This window comes from uncultured Pseudacidovorax sp., assembly GCF_913773995.1.
GTDB lineage: Bacteria > Pseudomonadota > Gammaproteobacteria > Burkholderiales > Burkholderiaceae_C > Xenophilus.
In genome coordinates this window covers 1-13,087 of the sequence record NZ_CAJYES010000052.1, presented here as the reverse complement: position 1 = coordinate 13,087, position 13,087 = coordinate 1, and the positions used below count along the sequence as shown (strand labels likewise).

Below are 13,087 nucleotides of genomic sequence, written 5' to 3'. Positions count from 1 at the left end.
TCGCGCAGGCCGATGGACTTGCTGGTCTTCTGCTCCAGGCAGGTGAAGGGGTAGCGGGCGAACCAGTCGCGCACGCCGGGCAGGCCCTCGGCCAGGCGCGGCTGCAGAGCCAGCTGGATGCCGCCGCGGCCGGGCAGGGCGCCGGCGGGCGCCTGCACGTCGAGCGTGAACAGGCCATCGACCTGCGCCAGCGTGGCCTGCTGCACCGTCACCGGCACGGCGGGCAGGATGCGCTGGCTGGCCTTGAGCGCGTCGCGGGCGTTGCCCGACACGTCCTTGGCCTCGATCTCCCACAGGATGGCCTCGGCCCGCGTCTGGCCGAGCTGGGCGGGGGCGGTCACGTCCCAGGCCAGCTCGCGCGATTCGCCGGCCGGGATGTCCACCGTCCGGGGCTCCAGCGTCAGCAGCGTGGCGCGCGGCGCCACCTCCACCTTCATCGGCTTGGCCGTGGTGTTGCGCAGCGTGAATTGGGCGCGGTACTGGTCCTCCTCGCGTACCAGCGGCGGCAGGCCGCTGATGATCTGCAGGTCCTGCGTGCTCTGGATGGTGGCCTCGCCGGTGCCGAACAGGTTGGTGCCGGAGTCGGCCACAGCCACGATGCGGAAGGTGGTGAGCGCGTCGTTGAGCGGCACCGTCACCGTGGCCTGGCCGTTGGCGTCGAGCACCACGCGCGGGTTCCACAGCAGCAGCGTGTCCAGCAGCTCCCGCGTAGCCGCCTTGCCGCCGCCGCCGCCCGCGGGCACGGCCTTCTTGCCATAGTGCCGGCGGCCGACGATCTCCATCTGCGCCGTCGAGGTCGACACGCCCCAACTGCGCCGCTGCAGCATGGCATCGAGCAGCTTCCAGCTGTCGTTGGGCATCAGCTCCAGCAGCGCCTGGTCGACGGCCGCCAGTGCCACCTCGGCGCCTGCCGCTGGCTTGCCGCCCGGCAGGCGGGCGGTGATGGTGACCTGCGCCTTGCCGCGCACGGTGTACTTGGGCTGGTCGGTGGCCACCTTCACATCCAGGCGGTGCGCCTCGGTGCCGACGCGGATCTCGGCCACGCCCAGCCGATAGGCCGGCTTGGACAGATCCACCATCGCCGTCGGCGCCACATACTCGCGGCCCTCGACCCAGAAGGCCGTCCACCATTCGCGCGGCGCCTTCCAGCCCCAGCTGAAGAAGGAATACCACGGCACCTCGCGCAGCCGGCCGCGCAGGGCGAGCACGCTGACGTACACGTTGGGGCCCCATTCGGGCTTGATGGTGAGGTTGACGGTCGGGTCCTGCCCGTTGAGCTGCACCACCTGCGTGTCGAGCACGCCCTCGCGCTCCACCGACACCAGCGCGGTGGCGAAGCGGAAGGGGCTGCGCACCTGGAACTTGGCGACCTCGCCGGGCTGGTAGTTCTTCTTCTCGGGCAGCACGTCGATGCGGTCGTTGTCCTCGCCGCCGAACCACAGCTCGCCCTGTTTCGTCACCCAGACCGAGCCGGCGGCGCGGCTTGCGCGGCCTTCGCCGTCGGTCGCGGTGGCGACCAGCTCGACCTCGCCGGCCTCCTTGATCTGCGCCTCGCACAGCAGCAGGCCGCGGCTGTCGGTCTGGCCATTGCACACAGTGCCCAGCGGCTTCACCTCCGTCTTGTTGTCGTAGGTGTAGAAGCCGCCCACCATGCGCTTGCGGCTCGTGGTGGTGATGCGGGCCACGGCCTCGACCTTGATCTTGGCATTGGGCTGCGGCTTGCCGGCCAGGTCCAGCGCCAGGGCCTGGAAGCGCAGCTGGCGGTCGGTCGAGACCCAGCCTTCGGTCTTGATGCCCGCCACCACGGCCGCGGGCCACAGCGTGCGCGTGCTGCGCAGCGTCTGCACCTCGCCGTTGGGGTCGGCATAGCTGGCTTCGAGCAGCAGCTCGCGCGGGCCGGTGTCGGCCGTGGCGGGCAGCTTGTCGATGGTGACGCGGCCGGCGCCGCTGCGGTCCAGCGTCAGCGGCAGCTTGTCGGCCACGACGCGGGTGTCCTGCGTGGACTCGGGCTGCTCTTCATCACTGCTGGACGAGCGTTCCTCGGCCTTGCGCGGCGGCGAGAAGCTGAAGCCGTCGAAGTCCGGGTAGTTGGGCACCATGCCGCGCACCATGGCCGACACGCGCACCGGCAGGTTTGTGGCCGGCCCGCCCGAGACGTAGTTCACCTGCACCGCCACTGGCAGGCTGGTGACCGCCACCAGCGGCTTGTTGTCGGCGGGGGCCACGCGGCCTTCGAGCACCGGCAGGCGGAATTCCTCGACGCGGAACTGGCCGGTCGAATAGCTGCGGCCGCTGCGCTCGCCGTCTTCCTCGGCCTCGCCGCGCTGCGGCGCGGAGCCGCCGCGCAGCTCGATCTGGTAGACGCCCAGCTTGGCCGCCGGCGGCACCTGGAAGCTGTTCTCCGCACTCAGGCCACCGGTGCCGGTCGAGCGCCAGTTGATCGGCTGGGTGAACTCCTGCCCACTGCCCAGATGCGTGATGACCAGTCGGCCTGGCCGGTCGGTCGGCAGGCCGAAGCCCTGCGCCGTCTGCGTGCGGATCAGGTGCTTCATCGACACCGTCTCGCCGGCGCGCAGCAGCGGCCGGTCGAGCACGGTATGCGCCACCACGTCGGGCTGCGCGTCCAGGCTGGTGGGCACGTTGAAGCGCCAGGGCTCGATGCCGCGCTGCCAGTTGCTCCAGACGAAGGCCAGGTCTTCCACGCCCTTGTCGTCCTTGGCGCGGGCGCTGACGAACCAGGCGGCCTCGCTGTAGTAGTCGTCCTCGCCCGAACAGCTCGTCGGCTCCGAGGGCACATCCGCCAGCCGCGCCAGGCCGTTGGCGTCGGTGCGGGCCGTGGCGATTTCCCTGCCGAGGCAGTCCGACACGCGCACCTGCGCGTTGGCCACAGGCTTGCCCTTGTCCAGCGTCGTGACCCAGGCCAGGCTGTTCTCGCGGCCCAGCTTGAAATGCACCGCCAGATTGGTGGCGAGCGCCGTCGTGCGCACGTACATCGTGCGGTTGGCGCCGTACTCTTCGTTCAGCAGCGCCTCGCCCAGCTTGCGGGAGGCGATCTCCAGCACATGGAAGCCCGGCGTAAGCGGAATGCCGACCACTTCGAAGGGGCGTTCGTCAGCGGCATCGGACTTGGGCATGTCCAGCTGGCGGGCACCGGCCTGGTTGGCCAGCAGCGAGACGGCGCGCGTCTCCACGCGCTTGGCGTTGTCGCGGTCCACCACCGGCGGCAGCGGGGCACGGCTGTCCTTGCGGGCCTGGTCGCGCGGCACCGTCGTCTGGTCATAGCGCTGCACCTTGCGGTACCAGCCGATGATCTCGGCGTCGGTCTTGGGATTGAGGTCGCTCACCTTGCCGGGCGTCAGCGCCTCCACGCGCAGCGCGGGCTCCACACGGCGCACGGTCACGGGCATCAGCGCCATGCCGTTGGGCTCGGCCAGGCGCTCGACCACGCCGAAGGGCGAGGCCGCGAACTTGGCCAGCGGCGGCATGGCGCCGGTGGCGGTCTTCATCGGAAATGCATCGGCCTGGCCCAGCGTGCGGCCGGAGGCGTCCTGGAAGCCGCGGGGCAGCGAGATGGTGAACTCGGTGCGCTCGGGGAAGGGCGCCGGAAGGGTGACGGAATCGACCACGGCATCGTCGCCGCCGCCGTTGTCCTCCAGCACCGGCTTGATCGTCTTGCCGCCGCCCTTGGCCTCGATCTGGCTGGCCAGCTTGCGGGTGACCGGCGCGTTGAAGCTCAGCGTCATCGGGCGCAGCGGAAGGCAGGCGGCCTGCGCGTTCTCACGCTCACAGCTGAAGCTGACGGCGAAGGGCTCGCGCACCTCGAAGGACAGGCGCTTTTCCACCGAGTTGGCGACACCCGAAGGCGTGGCCACACCCTTGCCGTACACCAATTGCACCCGGCTGCCGGGCGTGAGCGTGCGGTTGCACTGCAGGGCGACGAAGCGCAGCGGCTCCTTCTTGGCCAGGCTTTCGACGCCGCGGGCCTTGATCAGCGCGGCGCGCTGGTCGCCCTCGACCAGCTTGACCGGAATGCGTTCGCCGATGTCGTCGGCGGCGCACCAGAGGTTGGCCTGCAGGCTCTGCGGCGTCGCCGGGCCGGTCAGCTGCAGCAAAAAGAGCTGTTCCTCGTCGATCTTGCCGTAGCTGGGCCAGTGGTTGCGCACCGCCGGGCCGCCGGTGCTGAAGGCGTAGCTCTGCAGGCCGGCGAGCGCGTCGCCGGCGGGCGACTTGAAGCTGGCGACGCGGGTGGCGGTGCAGCGCACGCCGGCGGGCAGGTCGTCCTCGAAGGTCCAGACCCAGCGGCGGTCGCTGGTCCAGCGGCCGCTCCCGCGGCCGGCCTGGGCGTTGTCGCAGTTGACGGAGAGTGGCGCGGGCGCCTGGGCATCGCCGAAGCGCACTGCCGGCTGGTCGAAGCTGGCCACCACCTGCCGCACGCGGGCCACCTCGCCCTGCGGCGACAGGTTGGCGATCTGCAAGGCCTGGGCGCCCAGGGCCGTCAAGCCGGCCGCGAACAGGGCGGCGACGGACGGAAGGCGTCGTGCAAGTCTCATTTCTTTTCCCTCTGACTCGGAAAGCACCCGGCAGGTTAGCGGATGTACGTGGCGCACCCGCCGCAGAACCGGCCGCCTCCTACAATCGCGCCCTCTTCCGCAGGCCGTGCGCGTGGGTGGCTTAAGCCGTTTCACTTCAGGCCCGACTGCCGCTCCCCCGCCTCATGAAACGCCATTGGGAAATCGACGCCTTGCGCGGGCTGATGCTCGTGCTGATGACCGTCACCCACCTGCCCACCCACTTCACCGACCCGCTCGGGCAGCCCTTCGGCTGGGTGTCGGCCGCCGAGGGCTTCGTGCTGCTTTCCGCCTTCATGGCGGGGCTGGTCTACAGCCGCTATGCGCGACGCGACGGGGTGGAGTCCATGCGCAGCGCCTTCTGGCGGCGGGTGCTCAAGATCTACCTGGCGCATGCGGCGCTGCTGCTGTTTCTGTTCACCGTGATCACCGCGCTGGGCATCCGGCGCATGCAGCCTGCGGTGACCAATCTCGTTTCCTGGTACCTGGCGCAGCCCGGCGAAGGCTTCGTCTTCGGCCTGTTGCTCATCTACGAGCCGGCGCTGCTGGACATCCTGCCCATGTACATCTTCTTCATGCTGCTGAGCCCCTGGGTGCTGGCCTTCGCGCTGCGGCATCAGCGCTGGGGCTGGCCGGCGGTCATGGCGGTCAGCGCTGCGCTGTGGGTCGGTGCGCAGTACGGGCTCAGCGAATGGCTCTACGGCTGGATCTTCGCGCTGACGGGCCTGCCGGTGCCCTTCAACGAGATGGGCGCCTTCAACGCGTATGCCTGGCAGTTCCTGTGGTTCGGCGGCCTGTGGCTGGGCTTCACGCGCAGCGCGCCCCGTGCCCGGCCGCTGCGCCTGCACTGGGCGGTCGTGCTGCCGGCGGTGGCGGTGGCGCTGGTGGGGCTGTACTGGCGGCACTTCGGCGAGCACGGCCAGGCGCCCTTCGGCGCGGACATCGCGCGCAACCTGTGGGTGGACAAGTGGCAACTCGGGCCGCTGCGGCTGCTCAACCTGATCGCGCTGGGCATCGTGGCCATCCGCTTCGGCCCGACCTGGGCTAGGTGGCTGCCGCGCGTGCGCTGGCTGGAGACGATGGGCCGAGCCTCCCTGCCGGCGTTCTGCGCCCATCTGGTGGCGGTGCTGACGGTGCTGGCCATCTTCGGCGACAGCCAGACCTCACGCCCCTGGTGGGCCGACACGCTGATGCTGGCGGTGGTGCTGGCGTGGATGTGGGCCGTGGCGCGCTACACGCAGAACGCGGACGCCGCACCGCCGGAAGAGACGGTGCAACCGTCCGAGGGATCAGCGCCAATGAACGCCGCACCGCCCACCGGGACGGCGGGCCTCACCTGAGTCCGGATCCCCCCGAAGCCTGCAGCCGCGCCAAAGTCAGGGCATTGAGCGCCGGCCGGCCGGGCGCCCGCCTCAGCGCGGTCGGCTGGCCGTTGCCAGGGAGCCTGCCTGCACGGTGGCGCCCGTGGCAACACCGCTGACCGCGGCTGCTGCGGGCGCGGCCGGTGCGGGCATCGCGGTCTGCGATCCGGCCGCGGGCTGCACCTGACCCGCGATCACCGAGTGCCAGACGCGGTAGCCCGCCTCGGTCATGTGCAGCCGGTCCGGCAGGAAGAGCTCGGGCCGCGGCTGGCCGTCGGCCCCCAGCATGGGGTTGAAGATATCGATGAAGTCCGACTTGGCCTGGGTGCGCAGATAGGCCGCGATGATGTCGTTGGTCTCGCGGATCTTCGGCAGCAGGTGGGCCCGCGAGGGACTCGGCTTGATCGAGATGTAGCTGATGCGCGTGTCCGGCAGCTCGTTCTGCACGGTGTTGACGAAGAGAGCGAAGTCCTCCAGCACCTGGAAGGGCGTGCGGCCTTCGGCCAGGTCGTTGTCGCCCGCGTAGACCAGCACATGGCTGGGCTTGTAGCGCAATACCAGGTCGCGCACGAAGAGGCTGCAGTCGGCCATGGTGGAGCCGCCGAAGCCGCGGTTGATGACCACCGGCCAGTTGCGGAAATCCTGGGCCAGGTTGGTCCACATCCGCACCGTGGAACTGCCGACGAAGAGCACGCCGCCTTCGGCCGGCAGTGCTGCCTTGTCCGCCTTCTCGAAGGCGTCAAGCGACGCCTTCCAGCGTGCGTGTGCCGCCAGATAGGCGGGCGAAGGCCCGCTGGTGGCGACGGCCACCGGGCTCTGCGCCAGGGCCGAAGCGGTCGCCAGCAAGGTGGCGAGACCCAGGGCCACCGGGCGCACGCGCGCACCGAGGCGGGACGAAAGGCGGGGCAGGAGTGTCATCGGCACGAAGAACTCAACCGAACGGCAGCGCAATCGGTTGACGGCTGTCAGAAAAGCGGCGGATGTTAGGCCAGCCTGTCGCCGACGCGCCAGCGCGGCCGCCCATTCCCGCACTTGCCACGCGGGCGACGGCGGCTCACGGACGCGTCAGAGCTTCTGGATCTTCGCCTTGGCAATCACGTCGTTCCACCGCTGGATATCGGCCGCCAGGAAGTCGCGTGCCTGCTGCGGCGTGCTGCTGCGCGCGGTGAGGTTCAGGTCGCGCAGGCGCTGCACCAGTTCGGGCTTGGCCAGCGCGGCCTGGACTTCCTTGCTCAGGCGGTCCACCACGGCGGGCGGCGTCTTCGCGGGCGCGGCCAGGCCGTTCCAGGAGCTCAGATTCATCTGCGCGAAGGCCGGGCCGGTCTCGCGGGCGGCGGGCACGTCGGGCAGTTGGGGCGCACGGTCCTTGCCCAGCACGGCGAGCGCCCGCAGCGTCTTGCCCGAGATCTGCGTCACCAGCGGGCCCAGGATGTCGACCATGGCGTCGATCTCGCCGCCGCGCACGGCCGTCACCACCGGCGGCGTGCCGTTGAAGGGCACCACCTGCGCGTCGATGCCGGCCGTGAGCTTGAACATCTCGGCCGCCAGGTTCTGCGTGGTGCCGATCTGCGGCGTGCCGATGTTGAGCTTGCCGGGGTTGGCCTTGGCCCAACTCACCATCTCCTGTAGGGTCTTGAATCGGCCGTTCTCGGCCACCGCGATCACCAGATCGAAGGTGGCCAGCAGCGAGATGGGCGCGAAGTCCTTCAGCGTGTCGAAGGGCATGGTCTTGAACAGCGCCGCGCTCACCGCCGAGCCGCTGGAGATCAGCAGCAGGGTGTGGCCGTCCGGCTCGGCGCGCGAGACGGTCTCGCCCGCCACGATGCCGCCGGCGCTGGGCTTGTTGTCGATCACCACCGCCTGACCGAGCGGTCCGGCGATGGCCTGGCCGACCGCGCGTGCCGTCAGGTCGGCGCCGCCGCCGGCGGCATTGGGCACCACGATGCGGATCGGGCGCGAGGGAAAGGCGGGCTGCGCACCGGCCAGGCCGGGCAGCAGGCTGCCGGCTGCGAGCGCGGCGGAGGTGGCGAGGAATTGGCGCTTGTTGTGCATGTCTCGTGGGTTGAAAAGGGATGTGGCGTATCGGATCGGGGCGTCAGTCGCGGGTGGCGCGGCGCTGCACGCAGTCGACGTAGGCATGGCCGTCGGGCGGCCGCCCGGCGCGCTGGCTTTCCCACATCATGCGGCCGAGGCACTCCATGGCCTCGTGGTGCGCCTCCAGCAGCGAGCCGCGGCGCGCGGCCAGCAGTTCCACCGCCTGGCGGATGCCGCGCGGCTGGTCGATGGAGCACTGCTCGCTGATCGACAGATGCATCGACAGGTGCAGGAAGGGGTTTTCGCGGCCGTCCTTGCCGTCGTAGACGCGGGCGACGGCGGCGTCGGCGTCGGCCAGATCGGCGTGGTATTCGGGGTGCTGCGCAATCCACTCGGCGGCGATGATCTCGAGCGCTTCCATGGGCTGGCCGGCGCGGTGCTTGGCGTAGACGGCGCAGAAGAAGCGCCGCACGTCTTCCTGGGTGGGATTGAACATCCGGCCGAGTTTAGAACCCGGCCGCGCCGCCTTCGCCGCGGGACTGTCTTGGGCTTCGGGCAAGATCGGGGCTTCCGCCTTCCCCTTTGTTGATGTTTAACCAGCCCCCCTGGGCCCGCGAGCTGGGCTCCCGCATGCGCGAACGCGCCCTGCTCAAGATCGTCGGCACCACCGCCTGGGTGTGGGTGTTCTTCATCGGTTATTTCCACCTGCTGCGCCATCCGGCGCAGCCGCCGCTGGTGATGCCCGTGACCTGGGTCGACGCATGGGTTCCGTTCTCGCCCATCGCGCTGATTCCCTACCTCTCCCTGTGGCTGTACGTGGGCATCGCGCCGGGGCTGCTGCGGGGCTTCATGCCGCTTCTGGTCTATGGCTTTTGGGCGGCGGCGCTGTGCGCCTGCGGGCTGATGATCTTCTACCTATGGCCCACGCAGATCCCTCCGCTGCCGCTGGACCGCGCCGATGCGCCCGGCTTCGCGCTGCTGGCCGGCATCGACGCCGCCGGCAATGCCTGCCCGTCGATGCATGTGGCGATTTCCGTCTTCACGGCGGTCTGGATCGAGCACCTGTTCCGGCGCGTGGGGGCGCCGGCGTGGGTGCGGCTGGCGAATCTGGCCTGGGTGCTGGCCATCGCCTGGTCCACGCTCGCCACCCGGCAGCATGTGGCGTGGGATGTGGTGGCCGGTACGGCGCTGGGCCTGGTGTTCGCCCTGGCATCGCTGCGCTGGCGCTGGCGCGAATCTGACGAAGACTCGAAAACCGAGCGGCTATCATGAAATTTGACAGTACGGACACAACATCAATGAGCTCGCTGAAGGAATTGCAGGATCTGATCCAGGAGAAATACGGCATCGACCCTGCCACCCTGGACCCCCATGAGTCCATGCGCGAAAAGGGGCTCGATTCCCTGGCCCTGGTCGAATTCCTGTTCGAGATCGAGGACCGCTTCAAGATCTCCATGCCCGATCCGGATCCGAGCATCGAGACCCTCGCCGGCCTGGCCGCGGTGGTCGACAAGGCGCGCGCCGAGGCGGCCGCGAAGCAGGCCTCGTGACACAGGTCGCCGTCACCGGGCTGGGCGTGGTCTCGCCGCATGGCGAGGACGCGCAGGCCATGTTCGCGGCGCTGATGCGTGGCGAATCCGCCATCCGCCCCGTCTTCCCTGACCTGCCCAGGCCCGCCGCCGCGGCGACGCTGCAGTTCGACGAATCCCGCTGGTTCACCAAGCTGCAGTTGCCCGGTGTGGACCGGGTCAGCCAGTTGGCCGTGGCCGCCGCCGAACTGGCGGTGCGCGACGCCGGCGCGCTGGGCGATGTGGCGCCAGAGCGCCTGGGGGTCTACGGCGGCTGCGGCATGGGCGGTGCCACCGCGCTCGAGGCGGCTTACCGCGGCAACGGCCGGGTGCCACCGCTGACCATCCCGGCCTTCATGCCCAACGCGCCGGCCTCGCAGGTGGCGATGCGGCTGAATGCACGCGGGCCGGTGTTCACCTATTCGGTGGCCTGTGCCTCGTCGGCGGTGGCCATCGCCGAGGCCGCCAAAGCGGTGCAGCGCGGCGAAGTCGATGTAGCGATCGCCGGCGGCAGCGAAGCGCTGATCGTGCCCGGCGTGGTGCTGGCCTGGCAGGCCATGCAGACGCTGGCGCCAGTGGTCCCGGGCGAGGAGTCGCGCGCCGTGCGGCCCTTCGCCGCCGACCGCTCCGGCTTCGCGCTCGGCGAGGGTGCGGCCTTTCTGGTGCTCGAGTCGGCCGAGCGTGCCCGCGCGCGTGGCGCCGCGGCGCACGCCCTGCTCACCGGCTGGGGCCACAGCTGCGACGCCACCCACCTCACCAAGCCCGACGCCGCCGGCCAGGCCCGCGCCATGCGCGCGGCCCTGCACACCGCCGGCCTGCAGCCTTCCGACGTCGGCTATTGCAATGCCCATGGCACCGCCACCCGCATCGGCGACGGCGTCGAGGCCGAAGCGCTGGCCACGGTGTGGGGCGACGCCATCGGCACGCTGCGCGTCAGCTCCACCAAGGCGCTGCACGGCCACCTTCTGGGCGCGGCCGGCGCGCTGGAGGCGGCCATCACCGTGCTGGCGGTGAAGAATGGCCGGTTGCCGCCCAACGCCCATGCAGAGCAGCCCGATCCGGCCTTCGGCCTGAACCTGGTGCCGCCGGCCGGCATGGATGCGCCCACGCTGCGGGCGGCCGTCAGCAGCTCCTTCGCGTTCGGCGGCTCCAACGCGGTGCTGCTGTTCGAGCGGGCCTGAGCGCCCGTGGCCCGGCGATGCCGGGTCTTTTCACTGCGCCTCAGGCCAATACGGCCGCTTGTGACTTCGGCGATGCGCGGACCACCACCGGGGCGGCCAGGGCGAACTGCATCGCGGAAAGGGCGGCGAGCAGTTCGTCGTGCGCGGCATGCAGGGCGTCGCTGCGGGCGCGGGCCTCGTCGATCAGCCCCTGGGCCAGGGCTTGGCCGACGGCGTCGCTGCGCTGGCGCACCGTGGCATGTTCCTGGCGCAGCCGCTCCGTCAGCGCCATGCGGTCGGCCGTCGACAGCGTCGGTGCCGCCGTGGGGTCGGGCAGCTCCGGGAGCTCCGGCAGCGACGGCAGCGTGGGACCGGCCGACAGGCGCCGGCCGTGCTGCAGGGCATGGCGAAGTTGCTGCATATGGCCGCGGGCCTGGACTTCGGCCAGCAGCAGCGGATACACCTCGTCCGTCCAGCGCACGCTGGCGCAGTCACGCCACGCCTGGGGCGGCTGCCAGATCTGCACCCAGTCGGGCAGGTCCGCCGCGGGCATGGGGCGCGCGACGCCATAGCCCTGGGCGCAGTCGCAGCCCATCTGCAGCAGCAGGCGGCCATGGGCTTCGCTTTCCACACCCTCGGCGATGACCCTGCGGTCCAGTGCATGGACCAGCCGGATCACGCCATGGGCGATCACCAGGTTGTCGCTGTCCTCCAGCAGTTCGCGCACGAAGCTCTGGTCCAGCTTGATGGTGCGCGCCGGCAGGCGCTTGAGGTAGGTGAGCGAGGAATAGCCCGTGCCGAAGTCGTCGATGGACACATGCACGCCCAGCGCGTGGCACTGCTCGATGATGCGCGCCGCCTTGACCACGTCGTCCAGGCTGGTGGTCTCCAGGATCTCCAGTTCCAGCAGGTCTGCCGCGGCCGGATGGCGCTCCAGGGCCAGTCCGAGCTTGCGCATGAAGTCCGCCCCCTGCAGCTGCGCACTCGCCACGTTGACAGACACGGGCAGCCGGAGTCCGCCCTCGGCCCAGCGTCCAGCCTGGACCAGCGCCTGCTCGATCACCCACTCGCCCAGGTCGATGGTCAGGGCATCGTCTTCGAGCAGGGGCAGGAAGGCGCCCGGCGGCAACAGGCCGCGCTCGGGATGCTGCCAACGGATCAGCGCCTCGGCGCCGAGCACCGTGCCGCGGCGCATGTCCACCTTGGGCTGGTAGTACAGCACCAGCTCGCCGCGCCGCATGGCCTGGCGCAGGCGCTGCGCATGGTGGCCCACGTCGCGGGCATGACGGTCGTCCTCGGCGTCGAAGACATGGAAGCGGCCGCCCCCGGCCTGCTTGGCGCGGTACATGGCCTGGTCGGCGTGGCGCAGCAGGGCCTCGGGCTCGATGTCGTCCTGCGGGAAGAAGGTGACGCCGATGCTCCCGGTGAGCGTGTGGCTGCCGCTGCCCACCTGCAGCGGCAGCGTGATGGCATCCACCACCTGCTGCAGCATGCGGTGGCAGCCTTCGGTGTCGCTGCGTTCGAACAGCAGGACGAACTCGTCGCCGCCGGTGCGCGCCACCGTGTCGTCGGGCTGGACGGCGGCCTGCAGGTGCCGCGCCACCTGCACCAGCGCCATGTCGCCGGCGGCATGTCCGTGGCCGTCGTTGACGGGCTTGAAGTTGTCCAGGTCCATGTAGCAGACGGCCAGCACCGTGGCCCGGCTGCGGGCTCGGGCCACGGCATGCTGCAGCCGGTCGGCCAGCAGCACCCGGTTGGGCAGGCCGGTGAGCGCGTCGTAATAGGCCATGCGCGCGAGCTGCTTCTCCTGCGCCTTCAGGTGCCGGATGTCGGCGAACACGGCCACGAAGTTGCTCACCGCGCCGCGGCTGTCGCGGATGGCCGAGATGGACAGCAGCTCGGGGTACACCTCGCCGTACTTGTTGCGGTTCCAGATCTCGCCGTTCCAGTTGCCGGTCTCCAGAATGCGCTTCCACATGGCCGTGTAGAAGGCGCGGTCGTGGCGGCCCGACTGCATCATGCTGGGATTGCGGCCGATGACTTCGGCGCGGCTGTAGCCGGTGATGCGGCAGAAGGCCGGGTTGACGTCGACGATGTTGCCCCGCGCATCGGTCAGGGTGATGCCGTCGTAGGCGTTCTCGAAGGCGGTGGCATGCAGCTTGAGGCGCTGCTCGGCCGCCAGCTGCGCCTGGTAGCGCCGCTGCAGCTCGCCATGGGCGCCGGCCAGCTGGCGCTGCATGCGGTGCAACTGCAGGAAGGCCCAGCTCAGGTAGGCGGCCATCAGCATGGCCAGCCCGAACAGGACGACGCGCCAGGCGTGGGCCTCGGCGTCCAGGCGCCGCCAGCTTTCCTCACAGCGGCGCTGCACGTCCTGGATGCGGGCCGTGGTGTCCAGG

General features: G+C 70.4%; 9 protein-coding genes. 4 read left to right on the top strand and 5 right to left on the bottom strand.

What is annotated here, in order from left to right:
* On the bottom strand, positions 1–4,550 hold a 4,550-nt coding region (locus QZ772_RS04840), incomplete at its 3' end, for an MG2 domain-containing protein (RefSeq protein WP_295523581.1).
* A 164-nt stretch (positions 4,551–4,714) separates the two neighbouring features.
* On the opposite strand from QZ772_RS04840, the gene opgC reads away from it, so the two are divergent.
* Positions 4,715–5,908: an OpgC domain-containing protein gene (opgC, locus tag QZ772_RS04835; RefSeq protein ID WP_295523579.1), complete on the top strand. Its 1,194-nt coding sequence runs from the start codon at positions 4,715–4,717 to the stop codon at positions 5,906–5,908.
* A 72-nt stretch (positions 5,909–5,980) separates the two neighbouring features.
* Here the strand turns inward: opgC and QZ772_RS04830 are convergent, their stop codons facing one another.
* From QZ772_RS04830 to QZ772_RS04820, 3 genes are all read right to left on the bottom strand, one after another.
* Positions 5,981–6,847 carry an SGNH/GDSL hydrolase family protein gene (locus tag QZ772_RS04830; RefSeq protein ID WP_295523577.1) on the bottom strand — a complete coding sequence of 289 codons (867 nt, stop codon included), beginning with the start codon at positions 6,845–6,847 and terminating at the stop codon, positions 5,981–5,983.
* Between the two features lie 147 nt (positions 6,848–6,994).
* The gene (locus tag QZ772_RS04825) at positions 6,995–7,981 is read right to left on the bottom strand and encodes a tripartite tricarboxylate transporter substrate binding protein (RefSeq protein ID WP_295523575.1); all 987 of its coding nucleotides are present in this window, start codon (positions 7,979–7,981) and stop codon (positions 6,995–6,997) included.
* A gap of 43 nt (positions 7,982–8,024) precedes the next feature.
* Complete coding sequence (locus tag QZ772_RS04820) at positions 8,025–8,459, bottom strand: DUF1841 family protein (protein WP_295523573.1); 435 nt, start codon at positions 8,457–8,459, stop codon at positions 8,025–8,027.
* A gap of 92 nt (positions 8,460–8,551) precedes the next feature.
* Between QZ772_RS04820 and QZ772_RS04815 the strand changes: the two genes are divergently transcribed.
* The 3 genes from QZ772_RS04815 to QZ772_RS04805 are packed head-to-tail and all read left to right on the top strand — an operon-like array spanning position 8,552 to position 10,712.
* Positions 8,552–9,235: a phosphatase PAP2 family protein gene (locus QZ772_RS04815; protein ID WP_295523571.1), complete on the top strand. Its 684-nt coding sequence runs from the start codon at positions 8,552–8,554 to the stop codon at positions 9,233–9,235.
* 26 nt (positions 9,236–9,261) lie between these two features.
* A complete protein-coding gene (locus tag QZ772_RS04810; RefSeq protein WP_295523569.1) occupies positions 9,262–9,513 on the top strand; it encodes an acyl carrier protein in 252 nt (83 codons plus the stop codon).
* The gene (locus tag QZ772_RS04805; protein ID WP_295523568.1) at positions 9,510–10,712 is read left to right on the top strand and encodes a beta-ketoacyl-[acyl-carrier-protein] synthase family protein; all 1,203 of its coding nucleotides are present in this window, start codon (positions 9,510–9,512) and stop codon (positions 10,710–10,712) included. Before QZ772_RS04810 ends, QZ772_RS04805 begins: the two co-directional genes overlap by 4 nt.
* A 40-nt stretch (positions 10,713–10,752) precedes the next feature.
* Here QZ772_RS04805 and QZ772_RS04800 read toward each other — a convergent pair.
* Positions 10,753–13,087 (bottom strand): EAL domain-containing protein (locus QZ772_RS04800; RefSeq protein WP_295523566.1); only part of this gene is annotated, 2,335 nt, incomplete at its 5' end.